General features: G+C 70.7%; 19 protein-coding genes. 6 read left to right on the top strand and 13 right to left on the bottom strand.

Features of this window, described 5'->3' with window-relative positions:
* Position 1: 1 nt before the first annotated feature.
* From PKE78_RS18255 to PKE78_RS18245, 3 genes are all read right to left on the bottom strand, one after another.
* Positions 2–943, bottom strand: a complete 942-nt coding sequence (locus PKE78_RS18255; protein ID WP_271202352.1) for a DUF6492 family protein — start codon at positions 941–943, stop codon at positions 2–4.
* Positions 940–2,100, bottom strand: coding sequence for a Gfo/Idh/MocA family protein (locus tag PKE78_RS18250; RefSeq protein ID WP_271202351.1), 1,161 nt, complete (start codon positions 2,098–2,100; stop codon positions 940–942). The genes PKE78_RS18255 and PKE78_RS18250 overlap by 4 nt, the downstream gene beginning before the upstream one ends.
* Positions 2,101–2,191: 91 nt before the next feature.
* Positions 2,192–2,974, bottom strand: a complete 783-nt coding sequence (locus PKE78_RS18245; RefSeq protein WP_271202350.1) for a 3-hydroxybutyrate dehydrogenase — start codon at positions 2,972–2,974, stop codon at positions 2,192–2,194.
* 124 nt (positions 2,975–3,098) lie between these two features.
* Between PKE78_RS18245 and PKE78_RS18240 the strand changes: the two genes are divergently transcribed.
* Both PKE78_RS18240 and ispG read left to right on the top strand, forming a co-directional pair.
* On the top strand, positions 3,099–3,635 hold the full coding sequence (locus PKE78_RS18240; RefSeq protein WP_271202349.1) for a transcriptional repressor: 537 nt from the start codon (positions 3,099–3,101) through the stop codon (positions 3,633–3,635).
* Positions 3,636–3,647: 12 nt separating this feature from the next.
* On the top strand, positions 3,648–4,940 hold the full coding sequence (gene ispG, locus PKE78_RS18235; protein WP_271202348.1) for a flavodoxin-dependent (E)-4-hydroxy-3-methylbut-2-enyl-diphosphate synthase: 1,293 nt from the start codon (positions 3,648–3,650) through the stop codon (positions 4,938–4,940).
* A 13-nt stretch (positions 4,941–4,953) separates the two neighbouring features.
* Here the strand turns inward: ispG and PKE78_RS18230 are convergent, their stop codons facing one another.
* Together PKE78_RS18230 and PKE78_RS18225 are read right to left on the bottom strand one after the other, a co-directional pair.
* Positions 4,954–5,757, bottom strand: a complete 804-nt coding sequence (locus PKE78_RS18230; protein ID WP_271202347.1) for an exodeoxyribonuclease III — start codon at positions 5,755–5,757, stop codon at positions 4,954–4,956.
* A gap of 292 nt (positions 5,758–6,049) precedes the next feature.
* Positions 6,050–6,760 (bottom strand): outer-membrane lipoprotein carrier protein LolA, encoded by a 711-nt coding sequence (locus tag PKE78_RS18225; protein ID WP_271202346.1) that lies wholly within the window; start codon positions 6,758–6,760, stop codon positions 6,050–6,052.
* Positions 6,761–6,945: 185 nt separating this feature from the next.
* Between PKE78_RS18225 and PKE78_RS18220 the strand changes: the two genes are divergently transcribed.
* Positions 6,946–7,659 (top strand): AAA family ATPase, encoded by a 714-nt coding sequence (locus PKE78_RS18220; protein WP_271202345.1) that lies wholly within the window; start codon positions 6,946–6,948, stop codon positions 7,657–7,659.
* Positions 7,660–7,843: 184 nt separating this feature from the next.
* Here the strand turns inward: PKE78_RS18220 and PKE78_RS18215 are convergent, their stop codons facing one another.
* The 4 genes from PKE78_RS18215 to tesB all read right to left on the bottom strand — a co-directional run bounded on the left by PKE78_RS18215 (position 7,844) and on the right by tesB (position 13,829).
* Positions 7,844–10,486, bottom strand: coding sequence for an FtsK/SpoIIIE family DNA translocase (locus PKE78_RS18215; RefSeq protein ID WP_271202392.1), 2,643 nt, complete (start codon positions 10,484–10,486; stop codon positions 7,844–7,846).
* 322 nt (positions 10,487–10,808) lie between these two features.
* A complete protein-coding gene (locus PKE78_RS18210) occupies positions 10,809–12,260 on the bottom strand; it encodes an ammonium transporter (protein ID WP_271202344.1) in 1,452 nt (483 codons plus the stop codon).
* 50 nt (positions 12,261–12,310) lie between these two features.
* A complete protein-coding gene (locus PKE78_RS18205; RefSeq protein WP_271202343.1) occupies positions 12,311–12,649 on the bottom strand; it encodes a P-II family nitrogen regulator in 339 nt (112 codons plus the stop codon).
* Between the two features lie 319 nt (positions 12,650–12,968).
* On the bottom strand, positions 12,969–13,829 hold the full coding sequence (gene tesB, locus PKE78_RS18200) for an acyl-CoA thioesterase II (protein ID WP_271202342.1): 861 nt from the start codon (positions 13,827–13,829) through the stop codon (positions 12,969–12,971).
* Positions 13,830–14,060: 231 nt separating this feature from the next.
* Between tesB and PKE78_RS18195 the strand changes: the two genes are divergently transcribed.
* Positions 14,061–15,236: an FAD-dependent monooxygenase gene (locus PKE78_RS18195; protein WP_271202341.1), complete on the top strand. Its 1,176-nt coding sequence runs from the start codon at positions 14,061–14,063 to the stop codon at positions 15,234–15,236.
* A gap of 162 nt (positions 15,237–15,398) precedes the next feature.
* Here PKE78_RS18195 and PKE78_RS18190 read toward each other — a convergent pair whose 3' ends face one another.
* From PKE78_RS18190 to trxA, 3 genes are read right to left on the bottom strand one after another with little or no spacing between them, the layout of a single operon-like run.
* Positions 15,399–15,605: a Trm112 family protein gene (locus tag PKE78_RS18190; protein WP_271202340.1), complete on the bottom strand. Its 207-nt coding sequence runs from the start codon at positions 15,603–15,605 to the stop codon at positions 15,399–15,401.
* Positions 15,602–16,273: an LON peptidase substrate-binding domain-containing protein gene (locus PKE78_RS18185; protein WP_271202339.1), complete on the bottom strand. Its 672-nt coding sequence runs from the start codon at positions 16,271–16,273 to the stop codon at positions 15,602–15,604. The genes PKE78_RS18190 and PKE78_RS18185 overlap by 4 nt, the downstream gene beginning before the upstream one ends.
* A gap of 11 nt (positions 16,274–16,284) precedes the next feature.
* A complete protein-coding gene (trxA, locus tag PKE78_RS18180) occupies positions 16,285–17,193 on the bottom strand; it encodes a thioredoxin (RefSeq protein ID WP_271202338.1) in 909 nt (302 codons plus the stop codon).
* Positions 17,194–17,367: 174 nt separating this feature from the next.
* On the opposite strand from trxA, the gene PKE78_RS18175 reads away from it, so the two are divergent.
* The gene (locus PKE78_RS18175; protein ID WP_271202337.1) at positions 17,368–18,654 is read left to right on the top strand and encodes an NAD(P)/FAD-dependent oxidoreductase; all 1,287 of its coding nucleotides are present in this window, start codon (positions 17,368–17,370) and stop codon (positions 18,652–18,654) included.
* A 16-nt stretch (positions 18,655–18,670) separates the two neighbouring features.
* Complete coding sequence (locus PKE78_RS18170; RefSeq protein ID WP_271202336.1) at positions 18,671–18,811, top strand: hypothetical protein; 141 nt, start codon at positions 18,671–18,673, stop codon at positions 18,809–18,811.
* A 64-nt stretch (positions 18,812–18,875) separates the two neighbouring features.
* On the opposite strand, the gene putA is transcribed toward PKE78_RS18170, so the two are convergent.
* The gene (putA, locus tag PKE78_RS18165) at positions 18,876–22,520 is read right to left on the bottom strand and encodes a bifunctional proline dehydrogenase/L-glutamate gamma-semialdehyde dehydrogenase PutA (RefSeq protein WP_271202335.1); all 3,645 of its coding nucleotides are present in this window, start codon (positions 22,518–22,520) and stop codon (positions 18,876–18,878) included.
* Between the last annotated feature and the right edge of the window lie 64 nt (positions 22,521–22,584).

The raw sequence follows: 22,584 nt of genomic DNA, 5'->3' as shown, positions 1-22,584 counted from the left end.
CTCAGGCCAGTCCGGCCCGGTCCTGACGTGCCGCCTCCGCCTCGACCCGGCGGTAGATGTCGAGCCGGCGGTCGAGCGACAGGTCGATGGTGGACTGGATCAGGCACGAGACGTGGGCCGGCCGGACGCCGCGCACGAAGGCGGCCTCGTCGGCCGGCCCCGCGAAGTCGCCGGTCCAGCGCGAGTGGCACAGCGAGCGCGGCTCGGGGTAAACGCCGGCCGCGTCGAACCCCGTCACCTTGTCGGCGTGCACCCCGTAGAGGACGTACTCCGCGAAGTGCGGCGTACGGGAGAGCGCGACCTGCCACGACACGCCCATGGTCGCCTCGATCCGCCGGGTCATCGCGACGAGCGCCGAGCGCCGCCACACCACCAGCGCGTCGATGTATTCGGCGTCGTAGAAGTCGCTCGGCGGCAGGCCGAGCAGGCGCCCCGCCGCCGCGTGCCACAGCCTGTGGCCTTCGCTCGCGGCCGGCTCGGGGTCGCGGTAGAGCCGCACGCGGCCGTCGCGGGCGAGATGCCCGAGGGTCAGCGGGCGGATGAAGGCGTTGTCGCTGTCGACATGCACCACGATGTCCGTGGTCGCCGCGGCGGTGGCGGCGATCTTCATCATCTGCTGCGCGATCCAGCCGCGCACCGGCGGGCTGAACGGCGTGAGATAGACGTTGCGGCGCGGCAGCCTCAGAATCCGACGATAGCGCTGCGGCGGCATCGGCGCCTTGAAGAAGCCGCGCGGCAGGAAGGCGTCCTCGGCCACGACGCGCCGGCGGCCGCCCGCGAGCGGCGCGAACAGCGGCATGTCTTTCTTCGGCACGATCAGCCAGTGCTCGATCGCCTCCGGCACGAAGCGGTCGACGCTCTCGCACAGGGCGCGGCAGGCCTCGACGTCGCCGCGGAACGAACAGGTGCTCAATCTGGCGGACAGCGGGGCCGGCTCGCTCATCCCGCCCAATCCATCGGCGCGATCGGCGCGAAGCTCGACCGCACCGTCGCCGGCCGCTCGAACCGCTCGGGGTGCTGCAGCATCTCGGTGACCTCGGTGACGTGAACCGCGAAATCCTCGTCGAGCCGCGGATTGCGGCCGGACGCCACCGCGGAGGCGAGCTCCGCGACACCACGCATGAAGTCCATCGTCGGCTTGCCGCGGCCGCCGCGGAACGGCGTCGCGCGCACCGGGGCGATGCGGCTGGCGAGCGCGCCGCCGAAGCGGCGCTCCATGAGCCGCCCGAGGCGCCCCTGCGCCGCCTTGCGAAGGCGCACGGGCGAAGCGTAATCCCAGGGCTCCTTGATTTCGAGCGTCCCATCTTCGCCGATGATCCGCATGCGGTGGTCGTAAGGCGCGACGATCGAGTTGGTGATCCGGGCGACCACGCCACCGTCGAACTCGAGGCAGCCGACCGAGAAGTCCGGCGCCGGATGCGGCAGCGGCGGATCGGTGCGCTTGTCCGCGATCAGCAGCGAGGAGAACGCCGTCACCCGCCTGACCGGGCCGAACATCGCCGCGAACACCGTGATCGCGTAGCCGGCGTGCTCGAAGGTGCAGCCGGTCTCGAACTCCCCGCGAGCAGGCCAGGGACGCCCGCTGCGGCTGATCCAGCTCCGGTAGTCGGCGCGGTGGATCATGCCGTCGTCGAGCTCGGCGTAGGCCAGCGCGACGCGCCCCACGGCGCCCCGGCGCACCGCCGACCACGCCGTCTGCGCGCTTTCGCCCAGCACGTTGCACGGCGCGGCGGAGAGCCGCACCCCGGCCTCGCGGGCCGCCGCGCGCATGCGCTCGGCCTCGGCGAGCGTCATGCCGAGCGGCTTCTCGGAATAGACGTGACGGCCGGCGGCGATCGCCTGCGCGGTGACCTCGGCGTGGCTCTCGGGCGTCGTCAGGTTGACGACGAGCGCGCAGCTCCGGTCGTCCAGCAGATCGTCCATCGAGCGGTAGGCGCGGTCGCCCCAGCACGACGAGAAGGCTGTGAGCCGCGCCGGATCATGGTCCCAGACCCCGGTGAGACGCAGCACGCCGTCGTGCAGGCCGAGGCACTGGCGGTAATAGTCCGCCACATAGCCGCAGCCGACGATCGCAATGCCCGTCGCTTCGCCTGTCGCCACCCGCTCCGTCCCCCGCCTCGACGCCGCGGGAAGCATCCGCTCGCCGGGTTTCGGAAGGGCTAAGAGCCGGGCGGAAAACCGCTTCCGGACGTCACGCCGCGGTCCAGCCGCCGTCCATGGACAGCACCGCGCCGGTGATGTTCGCGGCGGCGTCCGAGCACAGGAACAGCGCGAAGGCGGCGACCTGGTCGACCGTCACGAACTCCTTGGTCGGCTGGGCCGCGAGCAGCACGTCGCGCTTGACCTCTTCCTCGGTCATGCCCCGCGCCTTCATGGTGTCGGGGATCTGCGCCTCGACCAGCGGCGTCCAGACATAGCCCGGACAGATCGCGTTGACGGTGATCTTCGCCTGCGCGACCTCGAGCGCGGCCGACTTGGTGAAGCCGGCGATCCCGTGCTTCGCGGCGACATAGGCCGACTTGTAGGGCGAAGCCACCAGCGCGTGCGCCGAGGCGGTGTTGATCACCCGCCCCCAGCCCTTGCGCTTCATGCCGGGCAGCGCCGCCTTGGTGGCGTGGAAGGCCGACGACAGGTTGATCGCGATGATCTGGTCCCACTTGTCGTCCGGGAACTCGTCGACCGGCGCCACATACTGGATGCCGGCGTTGTTGACGAGGATGTCGACCGCGCCGAAGCGCTCCTCCGCGCCGCGGATCATGCCGGCGATCTCGGCGGGCTTCAGCATGTCGGCGGGATCGTAGGCGACCTCGACGCCGAACTCGTCGGCGACGCTCGCCCGCGTCGCCTCGATCGCGTCCTTGTCGCCGAGGCCGTTGATCACGACCTTGGCTCCGGAGGACGCGAACGCGCGCGCGATCGCAAGCCCGATTCCGCTGGTGGAGCCGGTGACGACCGCAGTCTTGCCCTCGAGCATGCTTCTGCCTCCCTGCGACGCCGCCGCGGCGCCGCGACCACAATTGGCGCAGGCCCGGCGGCTCCGCAACGGTGCGTCATACGTCGCGCGAACGTCGGCCAATCGTGCTAAGAGGAGCGCGCCGATGACCCATTCGCATTCCCACGCCGAGCCTTTCGCCGCGCCGGGCCACGACCATGACGCCTGCGCGCAGGACGTGATCGCGCGCGCCGAACGGCTGTGCTCGGCGCGCGGGGCGCGGCTGACCGACATGCGCCGCCGCGTGCTCGAGGCGCTGGCCGCGGACCACGCGCCGGCCGGGGCCTACGAGGTGATCGAGCGGGTGACGCGCGCCGGCGAGCGGGCGCCGGCCCCGATCACCGTCTACCGCGCGCTCGACTTCCTGCTGGCGCACGGCCTCGCCCACCGCATCGAGAGCCGCAACGCCTTCGTCGCCTGCAACCACGAGCACGGCGCGGGCGGCTCCGAGCCGGTGGTGTTCCTGATCTGCGAGCGCTGCGGCGCCGTGGGCGAGGCGTCGTCGCCCGGCTTCTCCGCGGCGCTCGAGGCGCTGGCGCGCGCCGCCGGCTTCCACGCCCGCGCGCCCGTGATCGAGATCGCCGGCGACTGCGCGCACTGCCAAACCGAAGCCAAGAACGAAGCCAAGACCGCCGTGTCCTGAGGACATCCTGAGATGAACGCCCCCGCCGCCGCCGTCCCGGTCTCCTGCCCGTCCGCGCTCTCCGGACGGCGGGCGTCGCACGCGGTGCGGGTCGGCGAGGTCGCCGTCGGCGGCGGCGCGCCGGTCGTCGTGCAGTCGATGACCAACACCGACACCGCCGACATCGACGGCACCGTCGCCCAGGTCGCGGCGCTGGCGCGCGCGGGCTCGGAGCTGGTGCGCATCACGGTTGACCGCGCGGAATCGGCCGCCGCCGTGCCGCACATCCGCGACCGGCTCGCCGCGCGCGGGATAACGACGCCGCTCGTCGGCGACTTCCACTACATCGGCCACACGCTGCTCTCGGAGCACCCGGCCTGCGCCGAGGCGCTGGCGAAGTACCGCATCAACCCTGGCAACGTCGGGTTCGGCGCCAAGAAGGACAAGCACTTCGCCCAGATCATCGAGATCGCGGCGAAAAACGACAAGCCGGTCCGCATCGGCGGCAACTGGGGTTCGCTCGACGGCGAGCTGATGACCGCGCTGATGGACGAGAACGCCGCCGCGGCCCAGCCGAAGGACGCGCGCGAGGTGACCCGCGAGGCGCTGATCCGCTCGGTGCTGCTCTCCGCCGCCCGCGCCGAGGAGCTGGGGCTCGGCCGCGACAGGATCATCCTGTCGGCGAAGGTCTCGGCGGTGCAGGACCTGATCGCGGTCTATCTCGAGCTCGCGCGCCGCTCGTCCTACGCGCTCCATCTCGGCCTCACCGAGGCGGGCATGGGCTCGAAAGGCATCGTGGCCTCTTCGGCCGCGCTCGGCGTCCTGCTGCAGCAGGGCGTCGGCGACACGATCCGGATCTCGCTGACGCCCGAGCCCGGCGGCGATCGCACGCTTGAGGTCAAGGTCGCGCAGGAAATCCTGCAGACCATGGGCTTCCGCACCTTCGTGCCGCTCGTGGCCGCCTGCCCCGGCTGCGGCCGCACCACCTCGACGGTGTTCCAGGAGCTCGCCCAGGACGTGCAGAGCTACATCGTCGAGCGCATGCCGGAGTGGAAGACGCGCTACCCCGGCGCGGAGGCGCTGAACGTCGCGGTCATGGGCTGCATCGTGAACGGGCCGGGCGAATCCAAGCACGCCGACATCGGCATCTCGCTGCCCGGCACCGGCGAGGTCCCGACCGCGCCGGTGTTCATCGACGGCAAGAAGGTCAAGACGCTCCGCGGCCCGAACCTCGTCGCCGAGTTCAAGGCGATCGTCGAGGACTACGTCGCCCGTCGCTTCGGGGGGGCCGGGCAGGGCGCGGCCGGTCAGGACGCCGCGGAGTAGGCGTCCGCGCCTCTCAGGCGATCGTGACGATCACCGGCACATGGTCGGACGGACGCTCCCAGCCGCGGGCGTCGCGCAGCGTCTCGACCGAGGTGGTGCGGGCGGCGACGTCCGCGCTCGCCCAGATGTGGTCCAGCCGGCGCCCCTTGTCGGCGGCGTTCCAGTCCGCGGCCCGGTAGCTCCACCAGGAATAGAGCTTCTCGGGGTAGGGCACGTGGGCGCGTACCGCGTCCACCCAGCGGCCGGCGAGGCGCATCGCGTCCATGCCCTCGGTCTCGACCGGGGTGTGGCTGACGATCTTGAGCAGCTGCTTGTGGCTCCAGACGTCGTCCGGATGCGGCGCGATGTTGAGGTCGCCGACGAGGATCCGGCCGCCGGTGTCGGCGATCCGCGCGGACCAGTCGGTCAGCTCCTTCAGGAACTGCAGCTTGTGCGCGAATTTCGGGTTGATGATCGGATCGGGCTCGTCGCCGCCGGCCGGCACATAGAAGTTGTGCAGCGTGACGCCCTCCAGCGGCCCGGCCGCGAAGGTGGTGGCGAGGTGCCGGGCGTCGTCCTTGTCCGCCCAGCGCTCGCGCGCCGTCGTTACGAACGGCAGCCGCGAGAAGGTGGCGACGCCGTGGTAGCCCTTCTGCCCGTGCATCGCGACGTGCTCATAGCCGAGCTTGCGCACGTCGGAGAGCGGGAACTTGTCGTCGGGGCACTTGGTCTCCTGCAGGCACAGCACGTCCGGCGCATGCTCGCGTACGAGCTTCTCGACCAGCCCGATGCGCAGGCGCACGGAGTTGATGTTCCAGGTGGCGATGCGGATGGGCATGGGGACTGGCGCCGAACAGCGGAGGAGAGAGCCGTCCGTGTAGGCGATCCGGGCCGTCGGCACGACAAAAAAAGGCGTCCGACCCCGGGGGAAAGGTCGGACGCCCGCGCTTGACGCGCTTTACACCGGCGCAGTTGGCCGGCGCCACGAGACCCCGCGAAAGGCGCGACGGGGGGAACGCGACCTGTGTCGCAGAAGCCTCGCTCAAGCACCGAAATGGCCCCGCAGCGGGCGACCGTCAAGGGCACGTATGCGTGATATTACGGACCCGCGAAATCTTTTCGTTCCGGGTTCACTTCGGCCCGCCGCGGCTCACGCCCTGGCGGTTGATGCGGAAAATCCGCGGGTCCGGCTTGCGGCCAGTGTCGAGGTCGGAGAGCGCGACCGTCGTCTCTCCACCCTGCGCGTCGGTCACCGTCCAGCTCTGAAGCTGGTAGTTCGGGCCGCCGAACATGAGCTGGAGCTGCGCCTTGCCGCCGATGGCGCGCTTTTCCTCCAAGATCACCGAGACGAGCTCCGGCTCCTGGAACACGCCGAGCACGTTGGCGTCGGTCAGCAGGTTGATGCGGTCCTGCAGCAGGAAGCGCAGCGGCGTCTGGCTGAGGGGATAGAGGTCCTGCGTGTTCAGCTTGCTGTTGCGCACCGCGACCGAGTTGCCGTCGGCGATGATCTCGAGCGGGCTCGGCCGGTCGTACTGGAACCGGATCTTGCCGGGCTTGTCGACATAGACCGTGCCGGTGGTGCGCCGGCCGTCCGGCCCGACCTGCTCGAACTTCGCCACCAGCGTCTGGATCGCGTTGAAATACTCGTTAACGCGGGAGAGCGTCGCGCGCTGGGCGGCGTCGAGCCGGCCTACGGGCACCCCGCGATTGGCGGCGGCCGGCTGCGCGCCGGAAAGGCCGGGCGGCGGCAGCGCGTCCACCGGAGCCGCCTGCTGCTGCGCAAGCGCCGGCGCGGCGAAGGAGGCGGCGGCCAGAAGGGCGGCGAACAGGCGGGCTGTCATCGGCGAAAGGCACCTCGTCAGGGACGCGCTCCGGACCGCGCGCGTCGGCAGATAATCGGGTCAGGCGTCGATCCCGGGCTCACGCCCGGTCGCGCCGGCTCGCCGGACGATGTAGGGCGCGTTCGTGGCGGTTTGAGGTTTCGGCGCCGCGGCTTCGCGTTCACTCTGCGGGCCGGGAGGCGTTCATGCTGCTTTCGCTGCGCATCGACTGGGACCGCGTCGTGGACCGCGACGTCTACCCGTTCAACCTGCCGGCGATCGCCGGCGTCGACGAGATCGACCTCGACGCGCCCGTGGTGACGTTCGTCGGCGCGAACGGCTCGGGCAAGTCCACGTTGATGGAGGCGATCGCGGCGCAGATCGGCTGCAATCCGGAGGGCGGCTCGCCGAACTTCCAGTTCGACGCCACGAACACCCTGTCAGACCTCCACAAGGCCATGCGGCTCCCCCGCCGCATCCGCCGCAACACCCCGCGCTATTTCTATCGAGCCGACGCCTTCCACGCGCTCGCGACCGAAATCCGCCGCCTTGAAATTTCCGACCTCTACGGCGATCGCGACCTGCACGAGATGTCTCACGGGCAGTCGGTGATCCATCTCATAGACATGCGCTTCCGTCCGGGCGGAATCTATCTGATGGACGAGCCGGAGGCCGCGCTCGCCCCGGAAACCCAGCTCGAGGTGATCGCGCGGATCATCGCGCTGGCCCGCGACGGCGCCCGCTTCGTGATCGCCACCCATTCGCCGCTGCTGATGGCGATCCCCGGCGCCCTGATCTACGAGCTCGGACCGGACGGACCCGTGCGGCGCGCCTACCACGAGCTCAACCATGTGCGGCTCTACAAGCGGTTTCTGAGCGATCCGCAGTCGGTGATGTCGAGGCTGACGGAGGACGAGTAGGGCCGCTAAGGACGCGGCCGCGCCACCCTCCACCGTCGTCCTCCGGCTCGACCGGAGGACCCATAGGCGAGGCCAAGCTCGAGGCCGCATGGGTGGTCCGGTCAAGCCGGACCACGACGCCGCGGGCGTAGGGATGATGGCGAAGGCTCTGTGGACGCGCCGGCGGGGCGGCGCGCTCCGCCGCTCACGCCGCGTCGTCGTCGCGGTCGGCGCCTTCCAGCAGGATCTCGCGCTTGCCGGCGTGGTTGGCGGGGCCGACCACGCCCTCCTTCTCCATCCGCTCCACCAGCGAGGCGGCGCGGTTGTAGCCGATCTGCAGCCGGCGCTGGATGTAGGAGGTCGAGCACTTCTTGTCGCGCAGCACAACGGCGACCGCCTGGTCGTAGACGTCCGCGCTCTCGTCGCCGAACGCGCCCTTGTCGAACACCGCGCCGTCCTCGCCCAGGGCGTCCTCGTCGTCCTCGGCCAGCACCGCGTCGAGATAGTCGGGCTGCCCCTGCGCCTTCAGATGCGCGACGATGTCCTCGACCTCGCCGTCCGAGCAGAACGGGCCGTGGACGCGGCTGATGCGGCCGCCGCCGGCCATGTGCAGCATGTCGCCCTGACCGAGCAGCTGCTCCGCGCCCATCTCGCCGAGGATGGTGCGGCTGTCGATCTTGGACGTCACCTGGAAGGAGATGCGGGTCGGGAAGTTCGCCTTGATCGTGCCGGTGATCACGTCGACGGACGGCCGCTGCGTCGCCATAACTATGTGGATGCCGGCGGCGCGCGCCATCTGCGCCAGGCGCTGGATCGCGCCCTCGATCTCTTTGCCCGCGACCATCATCAGGTCGGCCATCTCGTCGACGATGACGACGATGTAGGGCAGCTTCCCGATCTCCATCACCTCCTGCTCGTAGATCGCCTCGCCGGTGTCCTTGTCGAAGCCGGTCTGGACCGTGCGGGTGATGGCCTCGCCCTTGGCGAGGGCCTGCTCGGCGCGGGCGTTGAAGCCGTCGATGTTGCGGACGCCGAGCTTCGACATCTTGCGGTAGCGGTCCTCCATCTCCCGGACCGCCCATTTCAGCGCGACCACCGCCTTCTTCGGATCGGTGACGACGGGCGTCAGCAGATGGGGGATGCCGTCATAGATCGACAGCTCCAGCATCTTGGGGTCGATCATGATCAGGCGGCACTCCTCCGGCTTCAGCCGGTAGAGCAGCGACAGGATCATGGTGTTGATGGCGACCGACTTGCCCGAGCCGGTGGTGCCGGCGATGAGCAGATGCGGCATGCGCGCGAGCTCGGCGATCACCGGCTCGCCGCCGATCGTCTTGCCGAGGCAGAGCGGCAGCCGCATCTTGGCCTTCTCGAAGTCGGCCGAGGCCAGCAGTTCGCGCAGATACACGGTCTCGCGGCGCGCGTTCGGCAGCTCGATGCCGATGGCGTTGCGGCCGGGGATGACGGCGACGCGGGCCGCGACCGCGCTCATGGAGCGGGCGATGTCGTCGGCGAGGCCGATGACGCGGCTCGACTTGATGCCGGGCGCAGGCTCGAGCTCGTAGAGCGTGACCACCGGGCCCGGCTTCACGTTGATGATCTGGCCGCGGACGCCGTAGTCCTGCAGCACCTCCTCCAGCATGCGGGCGTTCTGCTCCAGCGCCTCCGCGCTGACCTGCGGCGCGACGCCTTTCTTCGGCTCCGCGAGCAGCGTGAGCGGCGGCAGTTCGTAGCCGTCGCGGTCGAGCAGCGAGGGCTGCGCCTCGCGGGCGAGACGGCGGCCGGGCCGAGGGGCCGTCGGCGCCGGGGCGACGCGGCCGGCCGGCCGCTCCGCGACAAGCTGCTGCGGCGCGCCGCCGAGCACGCCGGGGCCAAGCGCAGGCTCGCGGCGCATGCGGTCTCCGGCTTCCGCCCCCGCGAAAGCGGGCTCCCGCCGCGCCGGGATCGGGCCGTCGCCGTCGTCCTCCGCCGCGCGGGCGAGGATGCGCGACAGCGCGCGTTCGTCGTCGGCGTCGTCCGAAGAGCGGCGCGCGAAGGTCCGGCCGACCGCGGCCTTGGCCGAGAGCGCCCAATGCGTCAGCAGGCCGAGCGAGATCAGCCGGCGATCGTCGTCCTCCTCGTCGTCGTCACCTACCTCGTCGCGGTCGGCCGTCACGGGCGGGGCCTGGCGGCGCGGCTCGCGCGACATCACCGGCTCCGCGCGCTCGAGCGAGCCCTGCTTCGCGGCGCGGCGGGCGGCGTCCGTCGCCGGCAGGCCGTCGTCGTCGCGCGGCGCGAGCAGGCCGATCGCGACCGCGAAGGTCCCGGCGCCCGCAAGCGCCAGCACGCCGGCGGCGGCCCAGCGGCCGACGCCCGCGGTCATGCCCAGCGAATCGGCGGCGAGCGCGAACAGGTCGCCGAGCACCCCGCCGAGGCCGGCCGGCAACGGCCAGCCCGCGGTGGTCGGCATCAGGCCGCAGAAGCCGGCGAGCAGCATGGCCGCGACCGGCCAGGCCGCGAGCTTCAGCCGCTCGCGGGCGATGGCGCGGTGGGTGAGCAACCGCCAGCCCCAGATCGCGACCGGCAGCACGAAGGCCGCGGCGGCGAGGCCGAACAGCTGCGTCAGGAGATCGGCGACGACGGCGCCGGCCGCTCCGAGGGCGTTGTGGACCGGGGCGTCGGTGGCGTGGCTCAGGCTGGGATCGAGCGCCGACCAGGTGGCGAGCGCCACCGCCGCCAGCGCGCCGAGGGCGACCAGAAGAAGGCCGCCGAGCTCGGTCGCCCGCCGCAGCAGCGTCTCGCGCAGGCTCTCGGGCAGCACCGCGACCGGCTGGAAGCCGCGCGGCCGGGTCGTCCTCAGCGTCCGCATCGTCACCGCGGCCTCCGGCCGCCGGAGACGCGCGACGCGATCGCGCGGGCGGCCTGGACCGCCGCGTCACCGTTCCCGCTTCGCACCGGCATGAACGACGCAACCCTCATGAACGCTCGACCGACAAGGCGTCGATCCTTTCCCCAAAGGTTAAGAGCGGAGGGTTAAGGGGGCCTTACCCGCAACGCGGAAAGACGATCCGGACGCGCAGCGGAGCGGGTTAAACCGCTGGTCCGTAACCGCAAACGAAAAGGGGCCCCGGCGAACCGGGACCCCCTGAAGATTGACGTCGGGGGTTCCGCGTGGAGCCCCGGCGCCAGGATCACATGTTGTAGGCGCGCTCGCCGTGCTCGGTGACGTCGAGGCCTTCGCGCTCCTTCTCCTGCGTGACCCGCAGACCGACGATCAGGTCCACGATCTTGTAGATGATGAAGGAGCCGATGCCGGACCACAGGATCGTGACGCCCACGCCCTTGAGCTGGGCGATGATCTGGGCGCCGAAGACGTAGGCGCCTGCGGTGCCGGCGCCGTTGTCGAGCGTGTAGTCGACGATGCCGGCGCCGCCGAGGGCCGGGTTCACCAGGATACCGGTCGCGATCGCCCCGACGATGCCGCCGACGCAGTGCACGCCAAAGACGTCCAGGCTGTCGTCGTAGCCGAGCGCGTTCTTAACGCTGGTGCAGGCGATAAAGCAGATGATGCCTGCGGCCGCGCCGAGCACGAGGGATCCCATCGGGCCGGCGAAACCGGCGGCCGGGGTGACGGCCACGAGGCCGGCGATCGCGCCCGAGACCGCGCCGAGCAGGCTCGGATGTCCCTTGGTCATCCACTCCACGAACATCCAGCCGAGCACAGCCGCGGCGGTGGCAGCGAAGGTGTTCAGCATCGCGAGGGCGGCGTAGCCGTTGGCCTCGAGGTTCGACCCGGCGTTGAAGCCGAACCAGCCGACCCACAGGAGCGAGGCGCCGACGAGCGTGAGCGTCAGCGAGTGAGGCGGCATCGCCTCCTTGCCGAAGCCGATGCGGGGGCCGAGGACCAGCGCGCCGACAAGCGCGGTGATGCCGGCGTTGATGTGCACGACGGTGCCGCCGGCGAAGTCGATCGCGCCGAAGGACCAGATCAGGCCGGCGCCGGCGACGGTCGCCTCAGCGGGGTTCGTCGCGGCGAACTCCGGTCCAGGCCACCACCAGACCATGTGGGCCATCGGGAAGTAGATGAACGTCACCCAGAGCACCGTGAACAGGAGCAGGGCCGAGAACTTGATGCGCTCGGCGAAGGCGCCGACGATCAGGGCCGGCGTGATCGCCGCGAAGGTCATCTGGAAGCAGACGAACACGATTTCAGGAATCACGACGCCGCGCGAGAAGCTCTCGACGGTGGTGGTCACGTCGACGCCCGACAGGAACGCCTTCGAGAAACCGCCGACGAAGGAGTTCAGCGATCCGCCGTCGGTGAAGGCGAGGCTGTAGCCGTAGACGAGCCAGATCACCATCACGAGCGAGGTGATGACGAACACCTGCATCAGCACCGACAGCATGTTCTTGGTGCGCACGAGACCGCCGTAGAACAGCGCGAGGCCAGGAACGGTCATCAGCAGCACGAGGACGGTGGACAGCAGCATCCACACCGTATCGCCCTTGTTGGGCGTCGGCGCCGCCGGCGCGGCGGCCTCGGCGGCGGGCGCCGCGGCGTCCTGCGCGTAGGCCGCGACGGCCATCATCAATCCGGCGGTCAGGGCTGGCGCTCCCCAGCGGAGCACGGAACCGAGTTTCATCGAGCAAACTCCCGAAGACATCGTGAAAGGATTAGGGCGTCGACCGCGGCTCAGAGCGCGTCGCCGTCGGTCTCGCCGGTGCGGATGCGCACCGCCTGGTCGATCGAGTAGACGAAGATCTTTCCGTCGCCGATCTGGCCGGTCTTCGCGGCGGCGGCGATCGCCTCCACGACCTTGTCGACCGAGCCCGCGGCGACCGCGACCTCGATCTTCAGCTTCGGCAGAAAGCTCACGGCGTACTCCGCGCCGCGATAGATTTCGGTGTGCCCCTTCTGGCGTCCGTAACCCTTCACTTCGGTGACGGTCAGGCCGTGAACGCCGATGCCGGTGAGGGCGTCGCGCACCTCGTCCAGCTTGAACGGCTTGATGATGGCCATCACGAGTTTCATGCGTCGCTTCCCCGTTGGCCCACCGACCTCTCGCGCCTTCCAGAAAGGCCCATTCGGTCGATCGACAGTTGCGTGGTTCGAGACGCGGAAAAAACGGATACGCCGCCGCCGGGCCTCGCCGGCGCCATGAATTCAAGGGTCGTGCCAACTCGCGGCGAAGCCCGGAACAGCTTGATTCCGAACGCGAAGCAGGCGTGCGCCGCTCGCGTGCCGTGCGCGCCGCTGCATCAATGATTATTTTTTGGACTGAATGTATATTTTCTGAGCATTCAATTTGGGCCGTCACATGGCCACGCATAGGAAATAAGCAAGTTAGCGCTCAATCTGGCCTGCGCCGGCGGATCAGCCCCTCTTGAGCCACCGACGCCACCAGCTCCCCGGCCTCCGTGTAGATGCGGCCCCGGGTGAACCCGCGCGCCCCGCCGGCGAAGGGGCTGTCCTGGGTGTAAAGAAGCCACTGGTCCGCCCGGAACGGCCGATGAAACCACAGCGCGTGGTCGAGGCTCGCCGCCTGGATCTCGCCGGAGAACACCGTGCCGCCATGGGCGACCAGCGCGGTGTCGAGCAGCGTCATGTCGGAGGCGTAGGCGAGCACGCACTGGTGGATCGCGGCGGCGTCCGGCAGCGGCCCGGTGGTCCGGATCCACACGCTCTGGAACGGCGGCCGCGGCTTGCCGTCGAGAAAGCGCATTGGGTCCACATGCCGCAGCTCGATCGGACGCTCGCGTTCGAAGTAAAGCCGGATCGCCTCCGGCATCGTCGGCATCAGCCGCTCCTTGAGCGTCTGCTCGCTCGGCAACTGGTCCGGCCGGGGCACGTCGGGCATGTCCATCTGATGCTCGAAGCCCTCCTCGTCGAGGTGGTACGAGGCGGCCATGGAGAAGATCGCCTTGCCGTGCTGGATGGCGTTGACCCGGCGCGTCACGAAGCTGCGGCCGTCGCGGATCGGATCGACCTCGTAGATGATCGGCGCCTTCGGATCGCCCGGCCGCATGAAGTAGCCGTGCAGCGAATGCGGCGGCCGGCCGTCCACCGTGCGGGTCGCGGCGACCAGCGCCTGCCCGACCACCTGCCCGCCGAACACGCGCTGCCAGTTCGTCTGCGGGCTCCGGCCGCGGAACAGGTTGCGCTCCAGCGTTTCGAGATCGAGGATCGTGAGCAGTTCGTCGACGGCGGACATGCGGACTCCCTTGGCGTGCGGTCGAGCATCGCCGCCCCGCCCCGCGCGTCAACCCGGCAGATCGGTCCGCCGCGCGACCGGACGGGACAAAGGTGTGCATCGCCACGTCCTTTCCCTCCACCGCAGCCCAGAGCGCGGGTTTTCTGCGCGGTGGTGGCGCGGCGAGTGGGACGACCTGCATCCGCCACCAAGGCGGTTCAGCTTCGCCGGACGACGCGCTAGAGATAGGCAATGATCAACCGCCCCTCCCCGCCGTTCGATGTCGCGATCGCCGGCGCCGGCGTCGCCGGCCTCGCGCTGGCGCTCGCTCTCGTCGACGAACTGGGGCCGCGCCTGCGGGTCGTCGTCGTCGATCCCGCGCTCGACCGCCCGGTCCGGGACGACGGCCGCGCCTCGATGATCGCGGCCGACGGCCGCCGCCTGTTCGAGCGGCTCGGCGCCTGGCCTGCCTCCGCCGCGCCGGTCGCGGGGCTCCGCATCACCGACAGCCGCCTCGACGACGCCATCCGCCCGACGTTCCTCGAACTCGGGGAGCGCGCCGACGACGAGCCCTTCGCGCATATGGCGTTCGACGCCGAGCTGCGCGCGGCGCTGCGGTCCCGGGCGGAGGTCGCCGGAATCGCGCTGGCGCCGCTGGCCCTGCGCGCGCACGCGGCGTCGGCGGGCGGCGTGACGCTCGCGTTCGACGGCCATGAGCCCGTCCGGGCGGCCGTCCTGATCGGGGCCGACGGGGCCGCCTCGGCCGTCAGGACGCGGGCGCGCATCGCCGCCCACGCCTTCCCCTACGATCACGTCGCGCTCGTCGCGACGCTGGAGCACGACGCGCCGCACGGCGGCGTCGCGGTTCAGCATTTCCTGCCCGGCGGGCCCTTCGCCATGCTGCCGCTTGGCGGAAACCGCTCCTCGCTGGTGTGGAGCGAGCGCCGGGACGCGGCGCGCACCGTGGCCGCGTCAGACGACGCGAGCTTCCTGCGCGAGGTCGAACGCCGGGCGGGACCGGACTACGGCGCGATCCGGCTCGCCGGTTCCCGCGGCGCCTTCCCCCTGCGCTTCCTGCTCGCGCGCAGCTTCGTCGGCGACCGCGTGGCGCTGGTCGGCGACGCCGGCCATGTGGTGCATCCGCTCGCCGGTCAGGGGCTCAACATCGGCCTGCGCGACGTCATGGCCCTGACGACGATCCTGGCGACGGCGGCGCGGGCGGGCGAAGACCTCGGCTCGCCGGCGACGCTCGCCCGCTACGAAGGCGCGCGCCGCTTCGACGTCGCGAGCGTCGCCGCCACGACGGATGCGCTCTACCGCCTGTTCGGACACGAGGCGACCCGCGCGGCCCGCGACGTCGGGATGGGGCTGGTCGACCGCGCCCCCGGCCTCAAGCGCCGGATCGTGGAGGCGGCCTCAGGGCTCTGACGCCCACGGTCTTGACTCACAGTGAGGCTCGCCGAAGGAACCTCGTCGTCCTCCGGCTTGACCGGAGGACCCATCGTGGGCGTCGAGCTTGACGCCAGACATGGATGGTCCGGTCAAGCCGGACCATGACGAAAGCCGCAGGCATGATGTCCCCGCCGAACGTCAATCCTCGATCGGGCGCGCCTCGTCGGGCAGCATGATCGGGATGCCGTCGCGGATCGGATAGGCGAGCTTGGCCGGCTTCGAGATCAGCTCCTGCCGCTCGGCGTCGTAGGTCAGGGTCGCCTTGGTCAGCGGGCAGACCAGGATCTCGAGCAGCTTCGGATCGACCCCGCTCGGGCGGCGGGCGTCTTCGGTCGCGTCGGTCATTGCAGGGACGAGCTCGCGTCGCCGCGCGCACGGGCCAGCTCCATCTCGGTCACGGCGACCAGGATCTCAGCGCGGGCCTTGAGATCCGAAGCTTCAAGCAGCGCCTGCTTCTCGCGCGGCCCGAACGGGCTCATCATCGCGAGCGCGTTGACCAGCGCCTCGTTGGGGGCGCGGCGGATGCCGTCCCAGTCCGCCTCGAGATTGTTGGCGGCCAGATAGTCCTTCAGCGTCTTGAGCAACGCCTCGCGGTCGACGTCCTCCTGGCCTTCGCCCGGCGCGAGGTCGATCGCAAACTCCTCGAACGCCGCGCGCACCTGACGGTAGGGCGTCTTGACCTTCAGCTCTTCGGCCAGGCGGAAGCGCGCGACCCCGGTCAAGGTCACGAGGTAGCGACCGTCGCCGGTCTCGGCGAAGGCGGTCAGCCGCCCGGCGCAGCCGACCTGCACCAGCAGGGGCCGCTCGGCGTCCTCGGCCTCCTCGGGATCGGGCTGGATCAGCCCGATGATGCGGCCGCCGCGGAGGGCGTCCTCGATCATGGCGAGGTAGCGCGGCTCGAAGACGTTGAGCGGCATCTCGCCCCGCGGCAGCAGCAGCGCGGCGCGCAGGGGGAACACCGGGATCACGCCCGGCAGTTCGTCGATCTTGTGGTAGATGACGTTGGAGGCCATGGCCTAACCTGTCACGAGAACAGCAGCGACGACAGGCGCTTTCGGCCCGCGATCGTGTGCTCGTCCTTCGGCCCCCAGGCCTCGAACAGCCCGACGAGCTCCTTGCGCGCGCCGTCGTCGTTCCAGGCGCGGTCCTTGCGGACGATCTCCAGCAGGTGGGCGACGGCCTCCTTGCGGTAGCCGGCGGCGGCGAGACCGACCGCGAGGTCGAAGCGGGCCTGGTGGTCGAGCGGATCGGCGGCGATCCGCGCCTCGAGCGGAGCGAGGTCGCCGACGGCGGCGGCCTTCTCGGCGAGATCGATCTGGGCCTGCACGCCGGCGATCGCGGGATCGGAGGCCTTGGCGGGCGGGACCGCGGCGAGCATGCCCTTGGCGCCTTCGAGATCGCCCATGGCGAGCCGGACTTTGGCGAGGCCGGCAAGCGCCGCGAGGTTGTCCGGCTCCTCGGCGAGGATGGCGGCGAAGGCCTCGGCGGCGAAGGCGGAGTCGCCGGCCTCGAGCGCGGCCTCGGCCTCCGCAAGCACGTCGGCCTCTTCGTCGCCGACCGCGCCGCCCACGAGACGCTCGACGAAGGCCTTCACCTGCGCTTCGGGAAGCGCGCCCATGAAGCCGTCGACCGGCTGGCCGCGGGTGAAGGCGATGACGGCCGGGATCGACTGGATGCCGAGCTGGCCCGCGATCGCCGGGTGCTCGTCGATGTTCATTGTCGCAAGCTTAACCTTGCCTTGCGCGGCCTTAACCACCTTTTCCAGCACGGGGGTCAACTGCCGGCACGGCCCGCACCACGGCGCCCAGAAGTCCACGAGCACCGGCACGGCGTTCGAGGCCTGCACCACGTCGGTCATGAAGCTCTGCGTGGTGGTGGCGACGATCAGGCCGTCAGTGGCGGCGGCGGGCGTAGCCCCGGCTGCGAACGTCATGCGATTGTCCTCGATGCGGCGGCGCTGTCGGCGTCACAGATGGGGGAAGGCGAGCGCGATTGCAAATCGCGGCCGGCCCCCGAGACGTCACATGGTCGCGGCGCCGGGACGGCCGGCGCGAACTGGAAGCGTGCTAGACAAGCAGCCAGACCAGTCGAAAAGGATGCGCTCCTCATGACCGACACGACTCCCGTTCCCGAAACCCCGAAGCGCCGCCGCAAGGTGGTGATCGTCGGCGCCGGTTTCGGCGGCCTGACGGTCGCCCGCGGGCTCGCCAAGGCGGACGTGGACGTGACCGTGCTCGACCGGCACAACTACCACTGCTTCCAGCCGCTGCTGTACCAGGTCGCGACCGCCGAGCTGTCGCCGGCCGACATCGCGTGGCCGATCCGCCATGTGCTGAAGGACCAGGCCAACGCCCGCGTTCTGCTCGGCGCCGTCACGAGCGTCGACGTCGCGAACCGGAAGGTCGTCGCGGACACCGTCACGCTGCCCTACGACGAGTTGGTGCTCGCGACCGGCGCGACACATTCCTATTTCGGCCGCGACGACTGGGCCCCGGTCGCGCCGGGCATGAAGCGGATCGAGGACGCGACCGTCATCCGCCGGCGGTTGCTGATGGCTTTCGAGCGCGCCGAGCTCGCCGCCGACCCGGCCGAGCGCGAGCGGCTGCTGACCTTCGCGATCGTCGGCGCCGGACCGACCGGCGTGGAGCTGGCGGGCGCGATCGTCGAGGTGGCGAAGAAGGTGATGCCGGCCGATTTCCGGCTGATCGATCCGCGTACCGCCAAGGTCATCCTGATCGAGGCCGGCCCGCGCGTGCTGCCAGCCTTCCCCGAGGATCTGTCGAACTACACCAAGACGGCGCTCGAGAAGATGGGCGTCGACGTGCGCGTGAACACACGCGTCACCAACTGCGACGCCGCCGGCGTCGACCTCGAAAGCGGCCGGCTCGACGCCGCGACGATCGTCTGGGCGGCCGGCGTCGTCGCCTCGCCGGCGGGCGAGTGGATCAGCGCGGAGCGCGACCGCGCCGGCCGCGTCGTCGTGGGCCCCGACCTGTCCGTGCCCGGCCAACCCGATATCTTCGTCATCGGCGACACCGCCGCTGTGATGCGTCCAAACGGCCAGCCCGTGCCCGGCGTCGCGCCCGCCGCCAAGCAGATGGGCGCCTACGTCGCGGACGTCATCGCCTGCCGGGCCCGAGAGGCCGTTCCGCCGCCGCCGTTCGCCTACAAGCATCAGGGCGACTTCGCCACGATCGGGCGCAAGGCCGCCGTGGTGCAGTTGCCGTTCATGAACATGCGCGGCTTCGCGGCCTGGCTGCTGTGGTGCGTCGCCCACATCTACTTCCTCATCGGAGCGCGGCACCGCATCGCCGTCGCCTTCAAGTGGGCGTGGGACTTCGCCACCTTCCAGCGCGGCGCCCGCCTGATCACCGACCAGAAGGACCAGCTTTGAGCCAGGCCTTGCCGGGATGGAACCTCGCGTTCGCGCCGCGGGTTACTCCGCTGCGCGACTGCAGGAGGACACCATGTTCAAAGGCGGATTGCTCTGGCTGATCGGAATCCCGCTGCCGATCATCCTGATCCTCTGGTTTCTGGGCTATCTGAGCTGAGTTCGACCGAACCGTCGGGGCCGGCGCTTGTGGGTCCCGGCGGTCGCGTCGACCACGCGAAGCGTCAGGCTCGCGCCATAAGTTCCGCGTTTCCGCCGGCCGCGGCCGTGTTGATCGAAACCGAACGCTCCCGCAGCAGGGCCGTCACGTCGTAACGAAGCTTCCCATCGGCCGCACCGGCGGTCGCCACATGGACCGTCGTGACCGCGCCCGGCAGCTCGGAAAGCTCGCTCTGCAGCTTTGTCAGCGCGTCATCTCTGCCCTGAAACAGGGCCGAGGCGATCTCGGCCTTCCGCCATTCCTCGACGATGCGCACGCTGGGCGCGAGGCCGTCCGGTAGCCCCGCCAGCCGCGCCGCAGCCGGTGACCGGACCTCCACGATCGCGACGCCGCCGGCGGCCAGCACGGCCGCCACCTGCGCGAGTTGCTCGCTCTCGTCTTCCGCCCGGGTCAGCGCATGGCCGCAAGCCGCCATCTCGTATCGATTGCACTCGCCGACGGGCCCCGGCAGGTCGCCCATGGCTCCAATCGGGACGTCCAGCCCCCGCACACGAGCGAGGATCGCCGACGGGTCCAGTCCCTCGATCGCGAGCCAGTCCGAGTAGGCGTTGACTGCTCCTCCCGTGACCGCGGAGGCGGCGGGGACGGGATCGGAAGCGAAGGCGCAAAGCCGGCGCAGGTAATGCGGGCCTCCCGCCTTGGGACCCGTTCCCGAGAGGCCCGAGCCGCCGAAAGGCTGCGAGCCGACGACGGCGCCGACGATGTTGCGGTTTACGTAGACGTTGCCGGCCGCCGCCCGCTCGACCACCCGCGCCGCCGTTTCGTCGATACGGCTGTGCAGCCCGAAGGTTAGCGCGTAACCGGTGGCGTTGACGGCGTCGACGACGCGGTCGAGATCGCGGGCGTCGTAGCGCAGCACGTGCAGGACCGGTCCGAACACCTCGCGCTCCAGATCGGCGAGGCGCGCGATCTCGATGATCGTCGGCGCGACGAAGCGGCCGTCCTTCGCTGCGGCGGGAAGAGGCAGCCGGTCGATCCGCGCGCCCCGCGCCCGCATCGCCGCCACATGCGCCTCGATCCGTTCGCGCGCCTCTTGCGTGATGACCGGGCCGATGTCGGTCGACAGCCTGTCGGGCCGGCCCACCTCGAGTTCTTGGAAGGCGCCCTTCAGCATCCGCAGTGTGCGGTCTGCGATCTCGTCCTGCAGGAACAGCGCCCTCAGCGCCGAACAGCGCTGTCCCGACGAATCGAAGGCCGACTGAAGGACGTCCGCCACCACCTGTTCGGGCAGAGCGGTCGAATCGACGACCATCGCGTTCTGCCCGCCGGTTTCGGCGATGAACGGAGCCGGCCGGCCGTCGCGCGTCCGGCGCCCCACGAGCGCGCGCTGAATGCTGCGCGCGGCCTCGATCGAGCCCGTGAACACGACCGCCTCCACGCGCGCGTCCGAAACCAGCGCCGCGCCGACCTTGCCATCCCCGGTGACGAGATGAAGCGCGTCCTCGGGCACGCCGGCCTCGTGCAACAAGCGCGTGGCCCAAGCTGCGGTCAGCGGCGTCTCCTCCGCGGGTTTCGCGACCACCGCGTTCCCCGCGGCGAGCGCCGCCGCCACCTGCCCGGTGAAGATCGCGAGCGGAAAGTTCCACGGGCTGACGCAGGCCCCGACCCCGATGGGCTCCGCATCGCGAAGACGGCGCTCGGCCTCGACAGCGTAGTAACGGAGGAAGTCGACCGCCTCGCGGACCTCGGCGACCGCGTTCGGGACCGTCTTGCCCGCCTCCCGCACGATCAGGCCCGCCAGCCCCGGAAGCTCGCGCTCCATCGCGTCGGCGGCCGCGCGCAGGCGCGCGGCCCTCTCGGACACGGGCGTTCGACGCCAGCCCGTCGACGACGCCAGCGCCAGAGCGCGCTCAATGTCGGCGGGCGCCGCGTCCGCCACGTAGCCCACGACGTCCCTTCGATCCGCGGGGTTCACGACCGGCCTGCAAGTCGCCGCCTCCGTTGCGCCCGTTGGCTTCGCGCGCAAAGGAGCGGCGGCGCCTTTCCGTGCGGCCGCCGCAAAATCATCGAGAGCGCGATCGTCGACGAGATCGACTCCCCGGGCGTTTCGCCGCTCCGGCTCAAACAGGTCGAGCGGAGCGACGATGCGCTCGTGCGGAGCTCCGAGCGGCTCGCGCGCCCACACCGCGGCGACGGGATCGGCGACGAGGCCTTCGATCGTCTCCGTTTCATCGGCGACGCGGTTGAGGAAGGACGAGTTCGCGCCGTTTTCCAACAGCCTTCGAACGAGATAGGCGAGGAGCGCCTCATGCGGGCCGACCGGCGCATAGATGCGGACCGGCCGTTTCTCTCCCTCCTGCGAAAGCGCGGCGTAGACGGGATCGGCCATCGCGTGGAGCGCCTGAAACTCGTAATCGCCGTCCCGGAATCCGGGGCCGGCCATAGCGAGCACCGCCGCCACCGTCTGAGCGTTGTGGGTGGCGAACTGAGGGAACAGCCGCTCGGTCGCGCTTAGAAGCTTGCGGGCGCAGGCGAGGTAGCTGAGTTCCGTGTGCTCCTTGCGGGTGAACACCTTGAACCCGTCCAGACCGGCGATCTGGGCGCGTTTGATTTCGGCGTCCCAGTAGGCGCCCTTCACCAGCCGGACCATCAGCCGCCGCTGCGAGCGCCCGGCGAGGTCACCCAGCCAGTCGACCAGCCGCGAGGCCCGTTTGCCGTAGGCCTGAACGACGAAGCCGAGCCCCTGCCAGTCCGCGAGCGCCGGGTCGAGTGCCAGCGCCTCGAACAGGTCCAGCGACAGGTCCAGCCGGTCGGCCTCCTCGGCGTCGACATTGAGCCCGATGTCGTAGGCTTTCGCGAGACCGGCGAGCCTCGCCGCGCGCGGCAGCAGCTCGGCCATGACGCGCCCGCGCTTGGCGCGTTCGTATCGCGGATGAAGCGCCGACAGCTTGATCGAGACGCCCGGGCCCGCATAGGGGCCCCGGCCCGCCGACGCCTTGCCGATCGCGTGGATGGCGGTCTCGTAGGTCGCGAGATGGCGCGTGGCGTCCTCAGCGGTCATCGCGGCTTCGCCCAGCATGTCGTAGGAGTGGAGGTACCCCTTCGCCTCGCTCGCCCGTCCCCGCTCCAACGCCTCGTCGATGGCGCGTCCCGCGACGAAATGGTCGCCGACGCGCCGGACCGCATGGACGACGCCGAAGCGGATCAGCGGCCGCGCAAGCCCGGCGGCCGCGCGGATGAGGGACGGGGTCCTCCCGGAGCCGGCGGCGGCGGAAATCGCGGCCGCCGTCATCAGGCCGAGCGTCGCGGCGTTTACCGACCAGGGGCGGCCGCGGCCGAGATGCGCCCGCCAGTCGCGCCCCCTGAGCTTGTCCTGAATCAGCAGGTCGCGGGTCGGGGCGTCCGGCACGCGCAGCAGCGCCTCGGCGAGTTGCATCAGCGCGAGGCCTTCCGGCGTCGACAGGTCGTATGCGCGCAGCAATCCGGCGACGCCGCCGGGCGGCGTTTGCGCGCGCATCCTCGTCACGAGCCGCAGCGCGAGCGCGCGGGTCCGCCCCGCCTCGTCCGGCGTCCAGCGCAGTTGATCGAACAGCGCCGGAACGAGCTCCTGCTCCGGACGCAGGCCGTCCGCCGCGATCGCCGCGCGAAGCGACGCCTCAGGCTTTGAAACCAGATCGTCGAACGGCGCCGGCGGCGGATCGGCGGCCATGGCGGCTCCTGCTTCGGCTCACATCCCATGAACCTCGGTCGGGACCGCCGCTTCGCAAGGGCGT

Source organism: Methylopila turkensis (assembly GCF_027922325.1).
Lineage (GTDB): Bacteria > Pseudomonadota > Alphaproteobacteria > Rhizobiales > Methylopilaceae > Methylopila > Methylopila turkensis.
Note: the sequence above shows the minus strand (reverse complement) of the source record. Positions and strands in the feature narration are given on the sequence as shown.

Excerpts from the sequence above, each read along its gene's own strand:
- PKE78_RS18255 (WP_271202352.1), bottom strand. The coding sequence starts at position 943 with ATGAGCGAGCCGGCCCCGCTGTCCGCCAGATTGAGCACCTGTTCGTTC.
- PKE78_RS18245 (WP_271202350.1), bottom strand. The coding sequence starts at position 2,974 with ATGCTCGAGGGCAAGACTGCGGTCGTCACCGGCTCCACCAGCGGAATC.
- PKE78_RS18240 (WP_271202349.1), top strand. The coding sequence starts at position 3,099 with ATGACCCATTCGCATTCCCACGCCGAGCCTTTCGCCGCGCCGGGCCAC.
- ispG (WP_271202348.1), top strand. The coding sequence starts at position 3,648 with ATGAACGCCCCCGCCGCCGCCGTCCCGGTCTCCTGCCCGTCCGCGCTC.
- PKE78_RS18230 (WP_271202347.1), bottom strand. The coding sequence starts at position 5,757 with ATGCCCATCCGCATCGCCACCTGGAACATCAACTCCGTGCGCCTGCGC.
- PKE78_RS18225 (WP_271202346.1), bottom strand. The coding sequence starts at position 6,760 with ATGACAGCCCGCCTGTTCGCCGCCCTTCTGGCCGCCGCCTCCTTCGCC.
- PKE78_RS18220 (WP_271202345.1), top strand. The coding sequence starts at position 6,946 with ATGCTGCTTTCGCTGCGCATCGACTGGGACCGCGTCGTGGACCGCGAC.
- PKE78_RS18215 (WP_271202392.1), bottom strand. The coding sequence starts at position 10,486 with ATGCGGACGCTGAGGACGACCCGGCCGCGCGGCTTCCAGCCGGTCGCG.
- PKE78_RS18210 (WP_271202344.1), bottom strand. The coding sequence starts at position 12,260 with ATGAAACTCGGTTCCGTGCTCCGCTGGGGAGCGCCAGCCCTGACCGCC.
- PKE78_RS18205 (WP_271202343.1), bottom strand. The coding sequence starts at position 12,649 with ATGAAACTCGTGATGGCCATCATCAAGCCGTTCAAGCTGGACGAGGTG.
- tesB (WP_271202342.1), bottom strand. The coding sequence starts at position 13,829 with ATGTCCGCCGTCGACGAACTGCTCACGATCCTCGATCTCGAAACGCTG.
- PKE78_RS18195 (WP_271202341.1), top strand. The coding sequence starts at position 14,061 with ATGATCAACCGCCCCTCCCCGCCGTTCGATGTCGCGATCGCCGGCGCC.
- PKE78_RS18190 (WP_271202340.1), bottom strand. The coding sequence starts at position 15,605 with ATGACCGACGCGACCGAAGACGCCCGCCGCCCGAGCGGGGTCGATCCG.
- PKE78_RS18185 (WP_271202339.1), bottom strand. The coding sequence starts at position 16,273 with ATGGCCTCCAACGTCATCTACCACAAGATCGACGAACTGCCGGGCGTG.
- trxA (WP_271202338.1), bottom strand. The coding sequence starts at position 17,193 with ATGACGTTCGCAGCCGGGGCTACGCCCGCCGCCGCCACTGACGGCCTG.
- PKE78_RS18175 (WP_271202337.1), top strand. The coding sequence starts at position 17,368 with ATGACCGACACGACTCCCGTTCCCGAAACCCCGAAGCGCCGCCGCAAG.
- PKE78_RS18170 (WP_271202336.1), top strand. The coding sequence starts at position 18,671 with ATGGAACCTCGCGTTCGCGCCGCGGGTTACTCCGCTGCGCGACTGCAG.
- putA (WP_271202335.1), bottom strand. The coding sequence starts at position 22,520 with ATGGCCGCCGATCCGCCGCCGGCGCCGTTCGACGATCTGGTTTCAAAG.